20 protein-coding genes are annotated in these 22,239 nt (G+C 39.4%); 3 read left to right on the plus strand and 17 right to left on the minus strand.

Annotated elements, in window-relative coordinates:
- Positions 1 to 92 precede the first annotated feature (92 nt).
- Positions 93 to 680: a DUF4136 domain-containing protein gene (locus CLV48_RS05990; RefSeq protein WP_106566355.1), complete on the plus strand. Its 588-nt coding sequence runs from the start codon at positions 93 to 95 to the stop codon at positions 678 to 680.
- Here CLV48_RS05990 and CLV48_RS05995 read toward each other — a convergent pair.
- The 9 genes from CLV48_RS05995 to CLV48_RS06035 all read right to left on the minus strand — a co-directional run bounded on the left by CLV48_RS05995 (position 677) and on the right by CLV48_RS06035 (position 12,470).
- Positions 677 to 2,239 carry a glycoside hydrolase family 3 protein gene (locus tag CLV48_RS05995; protein ID WP_106566356.1) on the minus strand — a complete coding sequence of 521 codons (1,563 nt, stop codon included), beginning with the start codon at positions 2,237 to 2,239 and terminating at the stop codon, positions 677 to 679. The two genes, CLV48_RS05990 and CLV48_RS05995, sit on opposite strands and share 4 nt — an antisense overlap.
- Before the next feature lie 90 nt (positions 2,240 to 2,329).
- On the minus strand, positions 2,330 to 3,595 hold the full coding sequence (locus tag CLV48_RS06000; RefSeq protein ID WP_106566357.1) for an MFS transporter: 1,266 nt from the start codon (positions 3,593 to 3,595) through the stop codon (positions 2,330 to 2,332).
- A complete protein-coding gene (locus CLV48_RS06005; RefSeq protein ID WP_106566358.1) occupies positions 3,592 to 4,071 on the minus strand; it encodes a GNAT family N-acetyltransferase in 480 nt (159 codons plus the stop codon). Before CLV48_RS06005 ends, CLV48_RS06000 begins: the two co-directional genes overlap by 4 nt.
- Positions 4,068 to 5,738, minus strand: coding sequence for a glycoside hydrolase family 10-like protein (locus CLV48_RS06010; protein ID WP_106566359.1), 1,671 nt, complete (start codon positions 5,736 to 5,738; stop codon positions 4,068 to 4,070). The genes CLV48_RS06005 and CLV48_RS06010 overlap by 4 nt, the downstream gene beginning before the upstream one ends.
- Before the next feature lie 6 nt (positions 5,739 to 5,744).
- Positions 5,745 to 6,401 (minus strand): N-acetylmuramoyl-L-alanine amidase, encoded by a 657-nt coding sequence (locus CLV48_RS06015; RefSeq protein WP_106566546.1) that lies wholly within the window; start codon positions 6,399 to 6,401, stop codon positions 5,745 to 5,747.
- A 49-nt stretch (positions 6,402 to 6,450) separates the two neighbouring features.
- Positions 6,451 to 7,470, minus strand: coding sequence for a metallophosphoesterase family protein (locus CLV48_RS06020; protein ID WP_106566360.1), 1,020 nt, complete (start codon positions 7,468 to 7,470; stop codon positions 6,451 to 6,453).
- Positions 7,470 to 7,931 (minus strand): hypothetical protein, encoded by a 462-nt coding sequence (locus CLV48_RS06025; RefSeq protein WP_146140072.1) that lies wholly within the window; start codon positions 7,929 to 7,931, stop codon positions 7,470 to 7,472. The genes CLV48_RS06020 and CLV48_RS06025 overlap by 1 nt, the downstream gene beginning before the upstream one ends.
- Positions 7,932 to 7,943: 12 nt before the next feature.
- Positions 7,944 to 9,371: a SusD/RagB family nutrient-binding outer membrane lipoprotein gene (locus CLV48_RS06030; RefSeq protein WP_106566362.1), complete on the minus strand. Its 1,428-nt coding sequence runs from the start codon at positions 9,369 to 9,371 to the stop codon at positions 7,944 to 7,946.
- Between the two features lie 6 nt (positions 9,372 to 9,377).
- A complete protein-coding gene (locus CLV48_RS06035) occupies positions 9,378 to 12,470 on the minus strand; it encodes a SusC/RagA family TonB-linked outer membrane protein (protein ID WP_106566363.1) in 3,093 nt (1,030 codons plus the stop codon).
- A gap of 977 nt (positions 12,471 to 13,447) precedes the next feature.
- Between CLV48_RS06035 and CLV48_RS06040 the strand changes: the two genes are divergently transcribed.
- Entirely contained in the window at positions 13,448 to 14,197 is a 750-nt protein-coding gene (locus tag CLV48_RS06040) for a DeoR/GlpR family DNA-binding transcription regulator (RefSeq protein ID WP_106566364.1), read from the plus strand.
- Positions 14,198 to 14,345: 148 nt separating this feature from the next.
- On the opposite strand, the gene CLV48_RS06045 is transcribed toward CLV48_RS06040, so the two are convergent.
- The 8 genes from CLV48_RS06045 to CLV48_RS06080 form a co-directional block, all read right to left on the minus strand.
- Positions 14,346 to 14,789, minus strand: a complete 444-nt coding sequence (locus CLV48_RS06045; protein WP_106566547.1) for an Hsp20/alpha crystallin family protein — start codon at positions 14,787 to 14,789, stop codon at positions 14,346 to 14,348.
- 116 nt (positions 14,790 to 14,905) lie between these two features.
- Positions 14,906 to 15,868, minus strand: coding sequence for a formimidoylglutamase (gene hutG / locus CLV48_RS06050; protein WP_106566365.1), 963 nt, complete (start codon positions 15,866 to 15,868; stop codon positions 14,906 to 14,908).
- 32 nt (positions 15,869 to 15,900) lie between these two features.
- Complete coding sequence (locus CLV48_RS06055) at positions 15,901 to 16,299, minus strand: VOC family protein (protein ID WP_106566366.1); 399 nt, start codon at positions 16,297 to 16,299, stop codon at positions 15,901 to 15,903.
- Positions 16,300 to 16,352: 53 nt separating this feature from the next.
- Entirely contained in the window at positions 16,353 to 17,819 is a 1,467-nt protein-coding gene (locus CLV48_RS06060) for a Gfo/Idh/MocA family protein (protein WP_106566367.1), read from the minus strand.
- A 477-nt stretch (positions 17,820 to 18,296) separates the two neighbouring features.
- Positions 18,297 to 18,773: a DUF4199 domain-containing protein gene (locus CLV48_RS06065; protein WP_106566368.1), complete on the minus strand. Its 477-nt coding sequence runs from the start codon at positions 18,771 to 18,773 to the stop codon at positions 18,297 to 18,299.
- Positions 18,774 to 18,810: 37 nt separating this feature from the next.
- Positions 18,811 to 19,470, minus strand: a complete 660-nt coding sequence (locus CLV48_RS06070) for a hypothetical protein (RefSeq protein ID WP_211299905.1) — start codon at positions 19,468 to 19,470, stop codon at positions 18,811 to 18,813.
- Positions 19,471 to 19,583: 113 nt separating this feature from the next.
- A complete protein-coding gene (locus tag CLV48_RS06075; protein ID WP_106566369.1) occupies positions 19,584 to 20,042 on the minus strand; it encodes an SRPBCC domain-containing protein in 459 nt (152 codons plus the stop codon).
- A 93-nt stretch (positions 20,043 to 20,135) separates the two neighbouring features.
- On the minus strand, positions 20,136 to 20,741 hold the full coding sequence (locus tag CLV48_RS06080) for a DUF2911 domain-containing protein (RefSeq protein ID WP_106566370.1): 606 nt from the start codon (positions 20,739 to 20,741) through the stop codon (positions 20,136 to 20,138).
- A gap of 632 nt (positions 20,742 to 21,373) precedes the next feature.
- Here CLV48_RS06080 and CLV48_RS06085 point away from each other — a divergent pair.
- Positions 21,374 to 22,222, plus strand: coding sequence for a DUF4349 domain-containing protein (locus tag CLV48_RS06085; protein WP_106566371.1), 849 nt, complete (start codon positions 21,374 to 21,376; stop codon positions 22,220 to 22,222).
- The last annotated feature ends 17 nt before the right edge of the window (positions 22,223 to 22,239 follow it).

The following is a 22,239-nucleotide window of genomic DNA, read 5'->3' on the forward strand; positions in this document are numbered from 1 at the left end:
ACAATCAAGAATCTTGATAAACATTTTTTTTTCGGTCTAGTTAGGTATAAGTCAACAGCAAAATTATGTAAAATATCCAAACCTTGTCAGCCATGAAACATTTACTTTATTTATTGGCCATTGTCCTTATCAGCGTCTCTTGTATGAGTCAGAAGGATTTTATAGCAGAATATGACTTTAATTATTCCGGCAATTTTAAGCGGTATAAAACTTTCGGTTTTGTTGGCAGCCCGGTACCAGGTGATTCATTACGTTATTTTCAGGCTATAGAAAGGACCATAGCTAACCGCTTAGGTTCTCAGGGATTTAGGTTGCAGGATGAAAGGCCAGACCTTTTGATCAATTATATGATTTTTAATGAGCAGGTGAAGTATCGTGGATATGATCAGCCTAATTTTGATTATTGGTTGCAAAGGAGGAATGAAAATGTGGATATGGAAAAAGTAATGGAGTCAGAGGATCAAAGGGAAAAAGATGAAAATTACAACAAAGTCAAATATTTGGATAACAATGGAATGCTGGTTATCTATGTAATTGACAATAAAAAAGGTAATACAATTTGGCAGGGATATTCCCCAGCGTCATTTGATTTTTTGTCCCCCGATCTTGAATCAGACCTGACCAGGGCAACTTACAGGGTAATGGATCAATTTAGGATTTTGACAAGGAATGGTTTCTAAAGTTGAAAATTTATACCTTGGTCCAGTTCATCCAGGAAGTGCAATGCTGCAATTTTTTGGACTGGTTCGAAGTTTTGGTAGGCTCCTACTACTTTGCAAACGTTACTTTTATTTGAGATTTTTTCTAAGGCCAGTGGGTTACCAAAAACATAGATTTGGCAATTTTTCGATTTTGTAATTTGAGTCAATTTTTCAATTACTTCCATATCCATTCCAAAATTATTGATTGGTTTTGCAGATGGAACAAAAAGCGCAATTAATAAATTTTCAAATTGATCGAGTTCTTTCCACACCATTAAATCTCTTGAAGACTTAATTTCGAATGAAGGTGTGGATTGATAGTTATCAATTTCATTAAAAAATGGATTGAATAATGGTGAAAACAAGGAGACTTTTGCAAAAGACCTGCAGTCTACAATATCTTCTCCTTTGTTGTCCTCCAGGACATTGATGTATTGTTTAGCAAGTTTTTCATTCAAGGCATTGTGATTTTCCCAATCAAATACAACAGGGGATTTTGGCATGATGTTTTTGATATCGAAAGTACTTTTCAAGTTTGAGATCCTTTGGTAGGACATTTCGATTTGACTTTCACTGGCATGTTTGGCAATGTAGTCTATTCCTTCCACTACATTTTCAGAGAAGCAAAGTAGATCATTACCTGCATTAAATGCTTCCCATTCTAATTGGCCTGGCTCAGCATACAATTTGCTGACGCTTTTCATGTTCAGTGCATCTGTGACAACAATACCATCGAATCCAAGTTCCTTCCTTAGAAAATCGGAGATGACTTCTTTTGAAAGGGAAGCAGGAACCTTTTTTCCTGCCGAAAGTGCCGGGACAGCCAAATGGCCAACCATAAGCATATTTACACCTGCATTTATTCCTTCAATGAATGGATATAATTCTTCTTCAAGCAGTTCTTTTTTGCTTTTGTAAATAATTGGCAGGCCCAAATGTGAATCTACATCTGTATCCCCATGTCCAGGGAAATGCTTGTAGCAAGCTTTGATACCCGCCTTTTCCATTCCATCATACATGGCAAAAGCAAATTGGCTAACTATATCCTTATCTTTGCCAAATGACCTATAGCCTATTACAGGATTGTCAGGATTAGTATTGATATCTGCTACTGGCGCAAAGTTGAGGTGAATACCACATTGCCTAAGGTCCTTACCAATACGGTAACCTACTTCTCTAATTAGTTTAATCTGACTTTTGGGCATGGCCCCCAAACTGATCGCATAAGGATATTGGGGTGTTTCCTCAACTCTCATAGCCAAACCAAATTCCGCATCAATACTGATCAAAAGTGGAATTTTTGCCAATTTCTGAAAGCGCTCAATCCTTTGGACTAACTTTTCTAGTGTGAAATCATAGTTGAGAATTTCCTGTCTTTGTTCAAAATTGGCAGCAGCAGAATGCCTACTGTGAAAAAATGTGACCCCCCCAATTTGTTGTTCAGTTATCAACCTCTCCATGGCACGAATGTTCTCTTCAGTATCATGAATAAAGGCTGCCGGAGAAAACAATTGTCCAATTTTTTCTTTCAAGGTCATAAAAATCAAGTCTAAACGTTCAATAAGGGTTTTCAAAAATAATCAAAATCTTTGAAAACCTTTAGGTTGGCAAATAATTCCTTGAATTTTCTAACCTTTCTTTTTGCCATAATCAATAGGGAATTTTACTATTTTCACCAATAAAATTCCAGGTATGGCAGCCGCCACCACCCAAAGGAAAAATCCTTCATATCCCAACCATTGTTGAACATATCCGGAAATCATTCCGGGCAACATCATTCCCAAAGCCATAAAACCCGTGGCGATTGCATAATGTGAAGTTTTGGAAGGGCCATCAGCCACATAAATCAAATACATCATAAAAGCAGCAAATCCAAAGCCATATCCCAACTGTTCCACTACTACGACCAACCCCGCATAAAATACTGATTCGGGTTGGAAATATGCCAGCAGATAATAGAAAAAGTTAGGAACATTTAAGGCTAGAATCATGGGAAGCATCCACTTACCCAAGCCGTCTCTTGAAATAACAATTCCCCCCAGGATTCCACCCAGCGACAAAGCAATAATACCTAAGGTACCATAGATGAGACCCACATCACTGGTATTCAGGCCTAGACCTCCAATTTCCCTGCCGTCTAAAAGAAATGGAGAAGCCATTTTCACTAATTGGGATTCTCCCAGACGGTACATCAGGATAAATGCTAAAGCAACCCAAATCCCCTTTTTTTGAAAGAAAGAGGTAAAGACTTTGGCAAAAGTCAGGGATTCCTGTTTGATATAGTTAGTTTCTTTTTCAATGTTAGGGGTAGCCCAAAGATTGATCAAGGTAAGAAAAAACATTAGGCCTGCTATAAGGATCATGGTCAATGACCAAGCTTTGCTGTTATCTCCATAGTAAGTTTCCAGATAACCGGCCAGAATTACAAAAAGACCTTGGCCTGTGACCATGGCAACCCGATAAAATGTACTTCTCAATCCTATGAAAAACGACTGTTGGTCTTCTTTTAAAGCTAGCAAATAGTAGCCATCCGAAGCGATGTCGTTGGTAGCGGATGCAAAAGAGGCTACCCAGAAACATGCCAAACTCAAAACAAAAAACTGGTTGGTTGGAATCGCGAGTCCAACTCCCAAAAATGCCAAAGACAGCAATAGCTGCATTTTGAGGAACCATTTTCTTTTGGTACTATAAATATCTACCAAAGGGCTCCAAAGGGGTTTAATGACCCAAGGAAGGTAAAGGAAACTGGTATATAAGCCTATATCGGCATTGTCAATTCCCAGTTTTTTGTACATGATGACAGATACAGTAATGATCAATACATATGGGATTCCTTCAGTGAGATAAAGAGGCGGAATCCAGTACCAGGGATTTTTACTAAATCTTTGGTTCATGATTCTTTTCTGATAAGATTTTGGTAAATACTGATTTCAGATTTATCTATCAGAACCGCATCTACGGTTTGCTTATAAAAATCTACAGGTCCAACACCTCCGATAATGGCATAGGCATAACCCATTTCTTTCATTGCCTGAAGGGATTTTATCAATAGGACTTTGCCGATTCCTTTTCCCCTTAAATTTTCTGCTGTTCCAGTAGGTCCAAAAAAGTTTTTGGCAGTGGCTTCAAAACAGGCAAAACCTAAAATTTCATTGCCTTTTTGGGCAATAAAGCAATGAACTGGCAAATAAGAAAATGCCGCTTCTACTTCATTTGCCCAATACTTTCCAAATTGATCGTCTACCCAATTCCTTACAAAGGATTTTTCAGGTGGTATGGGCCTCCTGAAAATTATGTTTTCTTGGAAAAGCTTTGATTCCAAGGCTGATATATCTGGAAGGCCCATCAATCGGACCAACATGTCTTTCATTCTGTTCTGGTCAAAAGTTTGCCCTCAATCTTAAATACCATAGGTTTGGTCTCCACCCCATAACGGTCAATAAAGCTCAGTGCAATATATGGTTTGTCTTCATAACTGAGGATAGGCACTACGAATCTGTCATTGTCATCCATATAGATTTTCTGAAAATTGGTTACCGAATTTCTTCGCTGCAAATCCGGAAGGGTTGGAGCAGTATAGATCAATGCATACCTGTAGTCGGGACTGATGACTTTATCAAATTGAAATGCATGTCCGGCTCCATGTAAGATCAGAATTGGATTTGGAAGGGGGGGAGGAGGGAGAATTTTCCTGTGCGGAATGGGGGATAGTACTGGGAATTCATAATGATACTGCTTTAACAAATCAGCCACATCCCTGTTTTTTTGATACAAAGATTTGGCACTAAAGAAAGAATTACCTGACATGTTTGGGGTAATATTGGAAAGGCTCAACTGGTCTATCAATTGAAATGGATCATTCCAAGCTCTGTCATCATTATCTCTTATTTTATAGGGGCCATTTCCAATGTAGATGGTGGTATTGTAATGGTTGGAAGACCACCAATTCACCAGTTCCCTGTAAGCAGCAGGTTCATAGTCCATACTCCAGTAAAGTTGGGGGATTAGGTAGTCAATCCATCCATTTTTCATCCAGGTTAGCACATCTGCATACAGGTCATCATAATTTGTCTGGGAAGCCCGGGTATTGGATCCCTTTGGGTCTTTGTCAATGTTGCGCCAAACACCGAAAGGAGAAATTCCAAATTGGACCCAAGGCTTTTCTCTTTTGACCAATTGGTTGATTTCATAAATTAATGTATTGACATTTTCCCTTCTCCAGTCTTCCAGAGATTGTCCATTTTTTGCAAACTGCTTGTAGGTGGCTTGGTCATTGAATTCTTGACCATTGACTTTGTAAGGATAAAAGTAATCATCAAAGTGAATGGCATCTATATTGTAATTTTTTATCACTTCCTCAATGATTTTGAGTAGGTGGGCCTTTACCTCTGGTAAACCGGGATTGTAATAATAACGGTTGCCATATTGGATCATCCAATTCCTATAAAGGAAAAAATCGTGTTCAGGGCTTAAGCTTTGAATATCCAGATCCATTGTGGCTCTATATGGATTAAGCCAGGCATGGAATTCAAATCCACGGCGCTTAGATTCCAATATCATCCAAGAAAGTGGATCCTCCATGGTTTCAGGTCTTTTTCCCTGTGTACCGGTAAGGTATTTTGACCAAGGGGCATACCTGGAAGGATAGAATGCATCTCCTGCCGTTCTGATCTGAACAATAACTGCATTGAAGTTGAGCGATTTGTAGTAATCCAACAGTTTGATAAAATCTTCTTTCTGCTTTGCATATGGATCATTGGGAGAGCTTGGCCAATCAATATTGGCGACAGTAGCTATCCAAACCCCTCTGAACTCTCTAAGGCTTTGAGGCATATCCATTTCGATTGCCCTGTAATAAAGGGTTTTTGGTAGATTGGAAAAAACCTTGCTGGGATATCCATCCTCTAGGCCATCTGCATAGGATTCGGAAGGTGGAGCAGTGATAGGAGCACTGGATTTGCAGGACTGAAAAAGAGAAAACAATACTCCCGTCAAGCAAACCAACAAAAAGCTTTTTCTTGAAAAATCATTCATCATGCTCTGTCATGGTTTATGTTTAAGGTTGAGGTCAGCCAATTTTCTTCTCAATTGCTTCATGAATTGGTCACCAGGGTCTTCCTTCTGTGTAAGATAGTTAGGATCAGTTTCTTTCCAAAGTATTGATCCCTGAAATGAATAATACTCATGATGACCTATGAGGTATTTTATAGAATATTTTTTACTTAGGTAGCGGATCAGCTCGGCATTGGCTCGGAGCTGGGCTTTGGTAAGAGGAGCTTCAGGGCCTCCTATATTTTCAATACCTATAGCCATATAGTTTAAGCCAATCGTATGTCTGGCAAATGTAGTGTCAGGCAAAAGTCGGAAAATAATTCCATCCCGGTCAACTAAGAAATGAGCAGACACATTCAAGTTGCTGGCTGAGCTGATCTCAGGCCTTCCGCCTAAGTGAACGGGGTTGAAAACATCAAAAGTAGCTTCAAGAGTGGGTACTGCAGTCCAATGCACGACAATCATGGAAGGCTCAATGGTAGCACGCTCTTTTTCAATTCCATGCCTATTTTTAAGGTATTCTAAAGATAATTTTTCCCTCTCCTCATTGAATATGATGGGTTTTTCGAAGATGCGGAAGGTCTGACCAATAGTAATTTGAAGATTGGAAAAAAGAGTGAGAATGAACAGAAAGTAAAATTTCTTCATCGACAGGACAGAATTTTCATCAAAGATAAAAGAAATCGGCTTTTTATTTTCATTGGCCGATTTCTTCTTTTTTAAGTCGTTTTTGATCTTCAATAAAAAGTTCATACTCCTTAATCCTCTCTCTCTCGAGATTGTCCTCAGGTTCTAATTTTGCTTCCCAATCAAAGTCGATTCTATTCCATGTAAGTTCCTCTCCATTCACATTTAATAAGGTATATCCGGGTTTGTAACCCTTCCAATTACCTCCCCACCAGGCAGCACTTACCGATTGGCTTGTAATATACCATATATTGTTATAGCGATAATCTTCAGGAATATGGCTGTGGCCTTGTAAAACTGCCTTGACTTTGTGCCGTTCTATAATTTGGCGGAATTCTCTGGTGTCGGTCACCACCATATGGTTCATAGCCAACAGTTCAGGGCTTGAATTGATCTGACCTATATTGTTGAATGCAGCTATATGGGTTACAATGATTGTTGGCATTTCATGGTGTTTGCCTAAATCAAACCTCAGCCATTCCAGTTGATCTTTTCCAAAAGCATGGGTCTGGCTGGGACCATGGTCGGATTCGACTTCCAGTAATGAATCCATGACTACAAAATGCCAACCTTTGTGGTTGAAGCTGTAATAACTTTGATTGAGATCAAATGTGTCGAGATAAAGTTTTTTGCCTATATCCGGATCATCTGGGGATGTTTTCCTTCTACTGCTTCTTCCAAAAACATCATGGTTGCCAAGACAATGATAAGTTCTGAGATTAAACCCTTCTGCAACCTGGGAAAAGACCTTAAGCTGATCCAGATATTCTTCTTTTTCTGTATACATTCCATCAAATACCTGGTCACCTCCGAAAATGATGAAATCTGGCTTTGTATCAAGCTTGTTTACACTTTCTACACAAGCTTCAAAGCCTTTATTTCCCTGACGTTTTCTTCTTACGTGAGCATCGGTCAAATGCAAGAAGGAAAAATTGTTTTCAGAAAGAGAATTGGCCATCCCCTGTTTACTGAGCCCTAAACCCAGACCTGAAATGGCCAATTTTTTAAGAAATAATCTCCTTTTTGTCATTACCTTACAGTTACATTTACTGTGCGGCTTACAGGGAAGTCAGGAACATTTTTATTGGTCACTCGCGCTTCCATTGCCACCACAGTTCCGGTCGGAACTGTGGTTGGGATAGTGTAATTGAATAGCAATGAATCTGTTTTTGTAATATTTGAAAAGGCGGGTGAGTATGGTTTTTCGTCAACCAATTGTGGACTTCCTGCACCTATCCTTACCCAAAACTGTATTTTATCAATTTCTCCTTCAGACCAATATCTCAGATCAAAAGTGCAGTTAGTTCCTGCTATAGGGGCTGTGGCAGAAGCTGTTGGACTTGCCAAAGTAAAATTAGCTATGACAGGTAGGTAACCGAAATCCTCCTTGATGATATCTCTTAGTGCTTCTGTAGGATCCAAGTCACAGGAAGTGATGAACAGCCCCATAAACATTGCAATCCCTAGTGAAAATATTTTTATCTTTTTCATGGTTTTCATTTATTAATTGTCAAATAACCAAAGTTTAACTCCTTGATTTGGAATTACTGGAATACAAGTGTTTGTTCCAGGTTCATCATCAGCAATGTTGGAGCGCTGTATCCATGGTTCTCCAGGTATCTGATTGATTACAGGCTTGTTAAGTCCAGGATAAATATTGGGGTCGTATTGGTAGCGACGCATATCATTCCAAGTTTCCATTTGGAGATATAGTGCAATGTATTTTTGCATCATAATATCTCTCAATTGAAGATTTGAAGAACCCATAGATACCAACGTATTTTGCAGGTAAGAATTTATAGCATCACCAGATACCCCTAATTTTGTCATACTTGCCCGGATTCCATTGACGTAAGCTTCATAGGCAGCAGGCCTGTTAGAGTTTAGGAGCGCTTCAGCTTTGATAAACTGTGCCTCGGCATAGGTCAGCATCTGGAGTGGGGCTACATTTCTACTATGCCATGTGGTAGCAGTCAGGTTTACATTAACTGTAGGATCATCACCGACCAACCTTCCAGGTACTACTCCCCTGAATTCATTAGGATTGGAAGAGCTCATGTATAAAGGAAGGCGAGGATCTACCAATCCAGGGTACTGAGCTGTTCCGTTCATCATATTGGTGATGAAGGAAGTTGGCTGCTGGGTTTTGTTAACAGGGTTTCCTAGAAATGACCACCAAGGATTTTGGATATTAGCCTCATAAATCAGATCTAAATCCTGGGAAAAGCCAGTAAATGCCCTGTCTACGTCTGCTGCTGCCGCAGCCAAAAGGCTGGGATTTTTAATGGACATCTGTAAGTTGTACCTGGCCCTCAACGCAAATGCTGCTCTTCTCCAGTTATCTAAGTTTCCATTGTAGATATAATCGTTTCTTACCGTCCTCAAATTAGGGAGTTCAGGTAAAGGTCTTTGCAGGTCTTCAATCGCTGAGTTGATCAATTGGGGGATATGTACCTCATACAGCTGCTGCATAGTATCATAACAAGGATTCAGGATGGCTGTGCCTTTGTTTGCTTCAGTATATGGTAAATCCCCATAAATAGCCGAAGCAGTCAACATGTTCATAGCGAGCATAACTTTAGCTATCCCGCTGTAATTATAAGCTCCCAGAGCCTCAGCTCTGCTTATTATTTCCTGTAAACTTGGTAAGGCATCAGAATAAAGGGGTCTCCAAAGTTGGTCAAATCCATATGGTGTATATTGACTAATGGCCTGGCCGCCCAAATATTGTGGGTATTGGGCCCCAAACTGTGCAGCCCCAAACTGTACATTGGCGGTAAATCTGATAGCTGATGGTAGTAGGTTGGGGACAGTAATTTGATCTGCAGAAATCCTGCCGGGATCTACGTTTACATCCAATAAATTATCGCATGAGCTGGCTGAAAATAGGACAAATGCTGCAATGCTTATTTTTCTCAATAATCTTTTCATGACAGATTAGAAATTAAAGTTTAACCCAAAGAACACACTTCTGGTAGCAGGGACGTTGGTTCCTACATATCCGAATACGTTACTGCCTGGACCGTAAGCGCTCTGCTCTGGATCAAAACCTATAAAAGGTGTAGTCAACCAAAGATTGTTTCCTGTCACAGATGCAGTAATTGAGGTAAACGGAGTCTTACTGATAAGTTTTGTCGGCAGCGTGTAGTTCAGTGACACGTTTTGAAGTCTAAGCCAACTAGCCTCCTGAAAACCATTGAATTCTGAAGCTAGTCTATATCTGAAGGCCTGTCCATAAAGTTCACTTACACTGATTGGGACTGGCCTTTCATTAGGTACCCAATTTGGATTTTCAATGGTGCCTGTGTTAGTTACTCCATTGAATACAACCAACCTATTTCTTAATTCTGTTTCTGCCCCTGATGGAGCCTCACCGCCCGCTTGTCCATATCTCATTCTTCTATTAATGTCAAAGACATAGCCTCCTTTTCTAAATGTAAATAGAAATGAAAATTCTAAATTTTTATACCTTATTGAATTGTTCCATCCACCTTCCCAATCAGGAAAAGCATTTCCTATATAACTATCCTCAGCCAATGGAACACCTCTCCAGTTGTTGTTGACATCAGGGTAACCATTGACAATTATCAATTCTCCAAAGAAGGGGGAGTTCCTGTCTTCAACCCGGCTAAGGGGCCATCCGTACCAATCACCTGGTCTTCCTCCCACTTGAACACGTTGTTTAACCCAGGGTGATTCAGGCTGGAATGTGATTTGATCCAAGCCTTCGGGCAAGGAAATTACTTTACCTCTTAATCTTGACCAGTTCAAAATTGAATTCCAGGAAAAGTCTTTTTTCTGGATTAAAGCTATATCAGCAGTCAATTCCCAGATATTATTTCTGATTTCACCTGCATTAGTTACATAGTTTGTGAAACCTGTGGCTCTAGAAACCGGAATTGGAACAATTTGATCTATTGAGGTCTGGATTGCATAGTTGGCATCCAGTCTTAATCTGTTATTGAATAGTCCCATGTCTACGCCGAACTCAAGGCCTCTAGTCCTTTCGGGTCTGAGATTTTCTGAACCAATTGTGTTATCACGGGCTACACCTACTATCCCTCTGAAAGGCACCAAAGTGCTGTAATAATTTCCAATAAGGAAAGGAGCAGCATCCTTGCCCACTTCGGCAAAGGAACCCCTGAGTTTGCCATAACTCAAAAACCTAGAGGAGCTAAGTTTAAGCGATTCTGTAAAAATGTAAGACATGCTTACAGAAGGATAAAAGAAAGACCTGTTTTGTCTGGGCAGTGTGGAGGACCAGTCATTCCTACCTGTAATGTTTAGGAAAACTGTCTGTCTATAATCAAATTTAGCATCACCAAATACTCCAATAATGGATCTACTCGTAGGAAATGACCTAGATTGATATTGACTTAAGTTGTTGATTGACCAAAAGTCCGGAATTACGAAATTGGAACCCGAAGCATTAAGATTGGTGGTGTTGATGGTAGTTACCTGATTACCCAATGTTATTGTCATATTGAAATCATCAGAAAGTCTCCTGTCTGCGGTCAATAAGAAGTTGGAGTTGATTTCTTGATAACCTATGATTTGTTCATTGATGCTTCCATTCGATCCTGCACCTATAAGTGTTGTAGGAGATGTAAGGATAAACCTTTTGTCGGTATATTGGTCAATCCCTGCTCTATAACTGGCTGTCAGCCAGTCATTGATCATATAAGTTGCTCCAATGTTGCCAAGTATACGGTTTACATTCTCTTCCTGGAAGGCATTTTGGGCAAAATAAAGAGGATTATCCAAAATTGTAGAGTACCTTATTTGGGAACCATCGGGGTTGATAAAATCTCTTAAGTTCACATCAGGAGCATATCTGGATGCATATGAAATTACTCCGGCCCCACCAATTCCCATCCTAGGGTTGACACCATTAGAGTTGATAAAAGTTGCAGCCCCATCTAAAGTTAATTTGTCAGTTGCTTTAAGTGAGCCCGCGATTTTTAAATTGGTCCTTTCAAAATTGGAATTAGGTAAAATCCCAGTTTGGTCAAGTCTTCCTAGAGAACCATAAAAAGTAGCTTTGTCGCTTCCGCCGGAAAAGGAAAAGTTATTTTGGAAAGTATTGCCCGTGTTGAAAGTCTCATCCCATTGATTAAACACCGGTGTTCCCGCAGGAATAGGTGGTCCATCCGCCCTATAGTCTGTCGGGTTGTAAAGACCGTTAAATCCTCTGAGATACCTTTGTTGCATAGGTGGGGTTTTGCCTACTTGGTCTATGCTCGTAGTGGTTCTAAAATTAAATGTGGTTTTACCCGATTTTCCAGATTTAGTGGTGATGATTACAGCACCATTTGCAGCCCTTAGGCCATATAAAACGGATGCGGCAGGACCCTTTAAAATACTGATCGATTCAATATCATCAGGATTTATATCTGCTGCACGGTTAGTATTGGTGAAGTTGGCTCCTCCTCGTCCCCCTGTAATGTTAGTCTCGTTCGATATTGGGATGCCGTCAATTACAAAAAGCGGTTGGTTGTCAGCATTGGGATTAAGGGAGTTGATTCCACGGATAATTATGTTTGTTCCCGCTCCTGGCGCCCCAGAACTGCTTGTGATATTCACACCTGCTATTCTTCCTCTGAGCGCATTTAGGGCATTTGGCTGATTGGTTTCTAGGATTAGTTTATTGTCAATTTCCTGAACTGCATAGCCAAGGGATTTCCTTTCTTGGGCAATTCCAAATGCTGTAACCACAAATTCACTTAGATTATCAATACTTGGTTCAAGGGTTATTTCCAAATTGGTTTGGTTACCTACCCTGATTTCTCTCGTTCCGTATCCTATAAAGGAAAAAACAAGAACACTCTCCTGTGAAGGAACAGAAACACTAAACATCCCGTTTATATCGGTAACAGTTGCTCTATTTGTTCCCCTAAGGACGACATTCACCCCTGGGAGTTCTTCTTTGGTATCGGAGTCGATCACCTTCCCAGTTATTACAGATTGGGCCATGGCCGGAACTACAGCCATCACCCATAGCAATAACACAGCTAGTAGATTTTTTTTCATTTTGGTTGGATAATTGTTTTAGGAATGGATAAAATGGTTTTCATAAACTGGCTAATTCTTTTTCAAAAGGTTTCGCATTTTCATATACAGTTTGTATTTGGAAGGATCTGATTTCTTTTTCTTCTTAAAATTTCCTTGAAGTTTATGCGAAAGCTGCAAAAAAAGGCAGATAAATTCGCAAAATACTGCATGAATAAACTAAATTATGCCAGTATTTGCAAGAAATTATTGCAATAAATTTCTGCTTATTACATTTTATTCTGATTTAAGCTCAAAAAGTTGTTTATAATTGCAGTAATTTGCTATTTTTAGCAAAGTTTCTTTTATAAAAACAGCAAAAGTGATAAGATGAAAAAAGTTACTGAAGAACCATCCAAATGGGACCATCTTGGAAAGATCGAAGTCTTGGAAATTTTGGTTAATTGAAATACAAAAAGATGAGTCGATTGCTGGTGCAACCAAGGAAGAAATTAAAGAGTCTGTCCGGTGTATAGAAAAACTGACACCAAGTTTTCAATCGAAAATAGGCTTATATAACATTAGGTACATAAACAAGTGGCAAACTGGAAATTATTGATATTCCAGATATACCTAATACTAATGGGATTATTTATTACAGTCTTTCAGGATTGGCCAATGATATTAACCAAATATTCGAAGTAGAGGGAGTTCCTGAATTTATTATGGGAATCACATTGATAAAAAGTGAAACTGCCCAAATAATGATACTGAATATGAAATCTGACAGTCAAATAATCAAATAAGGAAAAGTTAAAAGGATTAAGATGATAAATATGAAAATATCCAATTTTAAGCTTTTTAATAGAGAACTTGATATTTTGACAAAGGAATTGGATATTTCAAAAGAAGAGGCAATGACGATGAAAAATATATGTGTATCTGTTATTGCCGTCTTGGAATATTACAGAAGAGCGTGAACTTAATTAAGGCAACCCAATTTACCCAAGTTTTTAACTATGCTTAAAGAAGAAAGACATAGGCTTATATTAGAGCAGGTCCATCTGCATAACAGGGTTTTATTGACCGATCTGGCAGAGTCTTTGGATGTTTCTGTAGATACTATCAGAAGGGATGTGAAAGAGCTGGATCATCAGAAAAAATTGAATAAAGTGCATGGAGGTGCAATTTCACATGGTTTTTTATCGAATTCTTCATTAAGTCAGGATGTGTACCTCCAGCCTGAAAAACAGGTCATTGCAAAGAAAGCAGTGGATCTTCTGAAGGAAGGACAGGTTATATTAATGAGCGGGGGGACTACTAATATTGAATTGGTTCGAAATTTTCCTCGAAAGTTTTCACTTACGGTGTTTACTCCAAGTCTTCAGGTGGCCAATCAATTGATGGATTTCCCAAATATAGAGGTGATTTTTGTTGGAGGAAAATTGTTAAGCGAAGCGAAATTTGCAGTAGGGGGTATGGTAATTAATTTGCTTTCCCAAATAAAAGTAGATATATGTTTTCTTGGCACCGGATATCTAGATTCCGTACAAGGTCTAACAGAATTTGATTGGGAAGTAGTCCAAGTGAAAAAGGCAATGATTGCTTCATCTAAAAAACTAGTATTATTGACTGTTTCCAATAAACTGAACTCTGTTCAAAGGTATAAAACCTGTGACCTCAATGCGGTTGATGTTTTGATCACAGAGCTTCCGAACACAGCCCCCAAATTGGATCCATTCAGGGAATTTATTTCAGAAATTTTGTAATGCGGAATATTTATTGGACTTGAGTGTTTTTTTGATAATTCTTGGATACAGTTAATCCCAATGCTCCATTATACAGTAATTTAAAAAAATGTAACTAAAAACCCCGACCAATTATGGCCGGGGCTTTTCCTATGAAAAAAAAATAAATTTAACCCACTGTGATAGCCCTTTTTGATGTATTTTCAACTTTATCATTTTTAGGTATCAATACCTTTAGGATTCCGTTGTCATATTTTGCATCAATTTTATTTTCCAATACATTTTCCGGAAGACTAAAAGAACGCCTGATACTGGAATAAGAAAACTCTTTCTTACGGTAATTTTCTTTTTCTTCCTCTTTCTTATGTTCTTTTTCTGCACTGATGCTCAAAATGCCACCACTTACTTCGACTTTAAAATCTTTCTTGTCGAAACCTGGAGCAGAAAGCTCCAACTTAAATTCTTTGTCATTTTCAATGACATTGGCAGAAGGTACTTCCATTGCTTTTTCGGGAAGCCAGAATTTTTCATCCCACGCAAAAGGATCTGCGCCAAAAAAATCCTGGATCATCTTCGGCCAAAAACCTCCATTTCTTTTTGCTAATGTGCCCATGATTTCTTGGTTTTTGAGTTGAAAGTTTGATTTTTTTAACAGCATAAATTTACCAAAAAAACAACACCTTCCCCATGATAAATATCAGGTTGTCAGTTGATTTTTGATTTTATTTGCTATTCACTTAAAATATTTCGTAGGGCATATTCTATGACCCGTGCTGCTAACCGGGAGGTAGAATTATCAATGTCATAGGCAGGATTCAACTCTACAATATCCAACGAAATTAATTTTCCAGACCTTGCAATCATCTGCACCACTTTGGCAGCAAGGTCAGGTTGAAATCCCCAAGGGGAAGGCGCACTGACACCGGGAGCAAATGCTGAGGAAAATCCATCCATGTCAATACTTAGGTAAATTTTATTTACTTGCTGACAAAATCTGTCTATTTGCTCAGCAATCTGGGACCAATTGTTTAATGTTAATTCTTCTGCTTCCATCCATTGAACTTTCATGGACTTAGCTATTTCAAATAATTGTGGAGGATTAGCTGCTCTTTGGATTCCAATACAGAAGTAATGGAAATCTTTAGGGTATTTATTACCTAACTGGAAAAATGGTGATCCTGAATGTCCCTGGCCTCCTAATGTCGGACGGAGGTCAAAGTGGGCATCTAAATTAATGATTCCTAACTTTTCTCCTTTTTCCAAACAATATTCTATTACTGCATGCCCATGGGGAAAGGCCAAGTCATGCCCCCCTCCAATGATTACAGGAAAGACTTTTTGTGACAATATTTTTTTCACAGTAGCAAAAATAACCGAATGGGTTCCCTCCATTTGCCCTCCTTCAGTCCTGAAATTTCCCATGTCATAAACTTTTATGGATTTTGGAAGATGATAAGCCAATGGGCCCATCATTTTTCTGACTTGGTCAGGACCTTGGGCTGTCCCTATTCTACCTTGGTTTCTTCTCACACCCTCTTCTCCCTGGTATCCCAAAATGGCGACTTTTTTCTCTTGAGTACCTACGGGTATTTCAGGTGAAGAGAGGCAAGTGACGGCATGATGCCAGTATTGGATTGTATCGGCTTTTCTACCGGACCATAGTGATGGGTTTGCGACTTGATATATAGACATGGATATACAACTGGGTGCGTAAACTTAAAAAATTAAATTGGCTTTGAAGGCTCTATCAGGTCCCAAAGATTTCCATAGAGGTCCTCAAAAACAAGCACCTTACCATATTTTTCCTCTCTTGGACCATTGATGATTTTTATTTTTTGAACCAAGATGTTCTGATAATCTCTGTCAAAATTGTCCGTGTGCATAAAGAGAAATACCCTTCCGCCGGTTTGGTTTCCGATTCTGCTTTTCTGTTCTTCAGAAGCAGCTTTGGCCAATAACAATGCAGCACCATTGCCACCTTTAGGTTTTACTACTACCCACCTCTTGGTTTCCGATAATTCTGTGTCTTCGACCAATTCAAATTTGAGTTTTTGGGTGTAATATTGAATGGCTTCATCATAGTCATTGACGACCAAAGCAATTTGAACCAGTGATTGATGCATTTTTTAGCTATGGTTTATGAAAAACGAAACGCGGGGTTAGCCCCGCGTTTTTATCATACTTCAAATCCAGGCCTGTATTCTCTGCCAACAAATTGATTGGCTTCTTCCAGGTTGGTGATGCGCATGTTGTTCCCGTCCCAGAGAAGTTTTCTCCTACCGAAAAACTCCATCTGTCCTCTGCTGTTCTGTCTGCGCAACATGTAGCTTCTGATGGCAAGATTGCCCATTAAGACCGTTTCTGTCATAGGTCCTGCATAGTCAAATGAGGACATGAGTTCCTTGTGTTCCTTTGAACCAAATCCTGCTTTGCATGCATCTACCCATTTTCTTTGGTGGCCATATTCCGGTTCGTCACCTTCTTCTTTCTCAGGTCCAAATTCGGTATAACCATCATTCATGTAAAGTTTGGGCATCAATGGGGAACTGTCATTGATATTGGTAGCAATGACACCGTTTTCTCCTATAATAAGCACCCCGTTAGCTGAATTTGTTCCTCCCATATCATGGTCAGCAGGAATGGCATCCGGTCTTGAAGGACGGATACCACCATCGCTCCAGGTCATCTCTATAGGAGATCTGCTTTTGTCAGTGGCCGCAAAATTAATGGTAATGAAAGAAGAAGCCGGGCAGCCCTCTGGGTGATAATCAGGGGTCCACATTTTGGTAAATACTGTTCCAACACTACATTCCGCAGCTGTAGGGTAATGTAGGCCTAGGGTTCGGAAGGGTATGTCAATCAAATGGCATCCCACATCACCCAATGCACCGGTACCATAATCCCACCAACCTCTCCAATTGAATGGATGTAAGTTAGGTGTAAATGGTATTTCAGGAGCCGGACCTAACCACAAATCCCAGTTTAAGGCACTTGGTTTTTGGCCAGGATCGGGTTGGGGGAATGCAAAGCCCTGAGGCCATACAGGCCTATTGGTCCAGATTTGAACTTTGGATATTTTGCCTAATTTCCCGCTGTCCACCCATTTTTGTACCATGCCCAAAAGAGGATTGGAGGCCCCCTGGTTACCCATTTGGGTGACGACCTTTTTGTCTCTTGCCATTTCAGTGAGCATCCTGGCCTCCCTGATATTATGGGTCAAAGGTTTTTGTACATAGACGTGCTTACCTCTTTCCATAGCATATTTGGCAGCAGGACCATGCACATGGTCCGGTGTAGAGATGGTCACTGCATCTATATCTTTTTCCTTATCGAGCATTTCTCTGTAGTCTGCATAGAGTTTGGCTTTTGGGAAATTTTCAATGGACTGCTTGGCTGAACCGGAAAAATCCACATCGCATAAAGCTACGACTCTTTCTCTCCCATTGACGGAAGCATTCTTGATATCGGATATACCTTTGCCTCCGGCACCTATTGCTGCAAGATTTAACTGGTCAGAAGGAGCAGTGAATCCTACACCGCCCAATACATGTCTGGGTACAATAAAAATAGAAGATGCAATGGCTGCATTTTTGATAAATTCACGCCTTGAATTCCCGGAATTTTCGCTTTTTGAGGGTTTCATACTAGGTTAATGGGTTATTGAAAATTTTCAGAAAACCAAGATACACTTTTTGTTTATTTTCTTGGAATTATTTCGCTTGATTTTTGCTTCAGGCTAAATTAATTCACCTTAACAGATCTATCCATTTCTGTTATCATTTTCTTAATTCATTACAACCTTTAGTGGTAAATGGCTTTATTGATTTGTAACTGATCTTTTCAAACAACGACTACCTTTCATTCCTTATTTTGATAGACCTCTCCTGCCGTCGAGGTGACAAGGATAAGCCTTTTCAGTGCTTAAACCTCTGAGATATTTAACCCTTTTTCTTGGTGCTCTTTGTGTGAGGTTCAAAATACTCACTTAAAAAAGAACCAAGCCCTTCAAGCCTACAAGTACATCCCACTTGGCTCTTTTTACTTTTGCCTTGGCGCTTTGTTCCTCATTCTCCATTTTTCATTGTATCATCCTCATTCCTCACTCTTCATTTTCAGCTGTCTAAGACTTCTTGGTGAAGATTGCCACAATAGCACTTGTTATTACTCCAGCCACTGGAGCAAAAAGGGTGCTCTGCATCAGGTAACTGTTGAAATTAAAGAAAGATTCGGCTTCTTCCTGGCTCATTTTGCCCTGACTGACACTGTAAGCGATCATATTGTCAAAATATTCCGGACTTATCCAATAAGAAGTAATGTATTGGGTGATTGGGGTAAGTATGGTAACAAAAAGCGAAATCCAAATCCCTGTGATAAATCCTTGCAGATAAGTCATCTTTCCCTGGTAAAAATTCTTCCTTTTGTCCAACAGTGCTAAAGCATAAATCAAAAAGGCCAAAATGGCCACTCCATTGGTGAATATGGCATGTTTGTCAATATGGGCATCATGCAGCCCGGTAAGTTTTTCCATAAGCATCCAGGAGAGCTGCATCAGCACAAAGATCAGTGCCCATTTGATTTCGATTTTTAAGTTTTTCATAGTGGGGTTGGGGTTAATTGAGTTTAAGTTATATGCATTAATTGGAGCTTGACGCCAGGTCAGAATAGCCAGCCATCTTTAGGTCATTGAGCAACTGAACGATTTTTGGTAGGGAAAATGCAGCACCGTTTTTCCCCAAATTTTCATAGAAAACACGGTCTTTAGGAAACCTCTTGGCTTTCAGGTATTGCCTGATGTGACCATCTAAATCCTTGAGCTCTATGTGCAAATCCAAGAGAAGAGAAACCAATTCCGGATGAAGGTAATCTGCATACCTTACATTGAGGATTTTCCATACTTCTTCTGCTTTTTCATGAAAGTATTCATAACTGCTTTCTGTGAAAAGTTCAGTTTCGTTGATATGTGCCAAGGTTTCTTCTTTATTAAATTTCGCAGTTTTGTTCAGAAAATCGGAGCGCACTTCCCGGATATGGGATTGTGTCTTTTTTGCATCTAATCCTTCAGGTATTTGGGGATCAAAATTATAGGCCCGGATGGAGATGCCATCCCGAAGCCGATTGACCGTTCTTCCTATAAGATAATTGATGTCCTCCCTAACCCTTTTCCATCTTTTGGTTTTTGACCTTACCAAAAGCACATCAATGATGAACAAGGTAAATGCTGCCCCGAAGAGTTCAGCGAAGAAATTCATGGCCAGTTCTTCATTGTAATTTCTCCACCACCACAAAAATGCCATGCTGCCAAGGATTACCAAGTAAACCAAGATTGGTATTTCCGATTAGATAATTCTCTTCGATAGGTATTTCCGCAGGTTTTTTATGGGCATGATTTTCAAATTTATTTTGGTTATCAGTTTTCTGTTTTCATATAATCAAAAGCTCCTTTTCGAAGATTGATGCCGTATTCAAGGTAGGCTTTAAGACAGGCCAGAAAATTTGCCCAACCAGCTGTATTGTTTTTCAGCCAGTTCAATCCTTCCTCGTTGGCCTCCATTTCTTTTTCTTCCACCTTGACCAAGGTGCTATTCCCTTCATTTTTTGGTTCAAGGTAAATATTTACTTCAAGTGGGTGGCTATCGCCATCCCATTCAAAATTGATGGATTCATAAGGTTTTACAAATAAGATTCTGACCGGGAAACTGCCCGGGAATTCGGGAAACTCCCAATCAAGGGTTTTGCCAGCTTCCATTTTACCTGAACTTTTTGAGATAAAGTAATGGGTCATATGGGCGGGGTCAATGATTGCCTCAAACACCTCTTTTGGTGTCTTACTGATCTGAAGTGATGTTGAAATCTGAATTTTGGCCATAGGGTGAAAAGCGATGGATTTAAATTTAAGAAAAAAAATAAAGGTGATAGTCACCCATCACCTTTATTCTTACCCCTAATAATGTGTAATTCTTTAAAATGCTGCTTTGAAAGCTTCCATTTTTTGGTCCACTTGTGTGTCTACCATGAAGGAAACACTTACATTTTCCCAGCTCATGGTTACTTTGGCCATTTTGTTGTTTTCAGCGGAGATGCTGTATTGTAATCTTTCCTGAACTGCAGGAAGTTTCTCTGCTTTAACTTTAATAGCAACCACATCGTCTTTTGCCAAGGCTTCTTCATCGATTTTGCCATCTTTCATGTAGGTGAATACAGAATTGCCTTTTGCATTCAATCTGACAGTCCATTCTCCTGAAGCTTCAGGGGTCATAAAGATAGAATATTTTCCAGCTCTTAGGTTTTTACCGCCCACGCTGACAGGAGTGCTGAACTCAATCATTGTGGCTGCATTGGCACCTGCTCTCCAGGTCACCCCATATTTTTCGATCTCACCGAAAATTTTTCTGCCCTTAACAGCAGGGGAGGAATAGTCAATGCTGATTTTGGTGAAACCTACATTCTGTGAAACAAAAGCTGCAGGGCTTGCCGCAGGGGCCTGTAATTGGGCCATAGATTCCATTTGGATTCCAATTAGGAAAGCAAATAAAATACCGGCAAATAATAAAACTTGTTTTTTCATTGTGATTTGAGTTTATGGGTTTATAACACGCAATTTATAACTTAAATCAGAAAACCTTGTTTCGGATATTTTTGGAGCGGTTAAAATTTTATTGAAAGGGGAATTTCAGACATAAGAAATGATTCTTTGCAACCTTACAGTTATTGTTAAATTGAAAATTTGATCGTTCATTATAAGGGTTTTACCGGACTCTTTGGCCCGATCCATCATGATAATTCAAATTTCTACCCGAAATTTGGTCAGCCAGTAATCATCCACGGGATTATGTGCGCAGTTTTTTTTGGCATGGCTGTGACAGTTAAAGCCATAAAGCAATCATTCGGCTCCACCTCTCAAAGAGGGGGAACATGGATGTAATGTTGGTTAACCCAAAAATCAACTAATATTCAAGAACTGTAAAAAAACTTGGCGGTAGACATGTTTTGGTTTCAACGGGTTCCAATCTGGGATAAGTGATAAAGCGCCATTAGCTTCCAAGGTTATTGAAGAAGATATTAAAGGGAGAGACCAGGCTTGAATTTCCAAATAGACGCACGGATAGATGCCTTTAGAAGTAAGAAATGGTTGATCGACTATTTTCAATGTAGTTTTTTCAAAGGATTAATGTTATTTTTCACATTAAATGATGATTCATGAAACAGTTATTTTTAATAATTCAACCGGCCATATTTCTGTTTATTGTAGGAGCCTGTCAAAACAGTGGTGATTCCACAGGCCAATTGGTTGATTTGGGCAAAGATTTTGAAGAAATGCTAGATGTCCCAACTACTGAACAGCCATCAAATTTTCAGTCAGAAGATTTTGAAAACCCTTTAAGTAATCAAAGGATGTTGGTAAAAAGAGGGGCTTTGGAATTTGAGTCCGTACAGCTGGAAAATGACTATCAAAAGATCCGCAATTTCCTTCCCCATTTCAATGCTTATCTGGAATCGGAGAATTTTAGCAATAATGATTACTCAAGTACTTACCAATTGAGAATCAAAGTTCCGGTAGCCCAATTTGAATCCTTAATGGATACCCTTTCTTCGGTAGGAAAGAGAACCACCAATAAATCCTCCAATGCTGAGGATGTGACAAGATCTTTCAGGGATCTTAAAGCCACGATTGAAAGCAAAAAGGCTTTGGAAAACCGTTATAGGGAGTTGTTGAGCAAGGCCACTCAGGTCAAGGACATGTTGGAGATTGAAAGAAATTTAAATGACCTGAGAAATGAAATTGAAGGTTATGAAGGCCGTTTTAGAACATTGCAAACGGATATCAATTACAGTACTATCAACTTGTATTTCTTCCAGTTAAAGGATCAAAAACAAGGTTTAGAACCTTCATTTTTCAATAGACTGACTAAGGCTTTCCAAGGAGGGTGGGACCTGTTTATTTGGTTACTGCTTGCCTTAGTAAGGCTTTGGCCAATTGGGGTGCTAGGAGTATTTATCTGGATGGCAATTATGATGGTAAAAAGGAAGAATAAATCCAAAATTTGAAAAAGGATGGAGTATCC

Source organism: Cecembia rubra, from assembly GCF_003014575.1.
Taxonomy (GTDB): Bacteria; Bacteroidota; Bacteroidia; order Cytophagales; family Cyclobacteriaceae; genus Cecembia_A; species Cecembia_A rubra.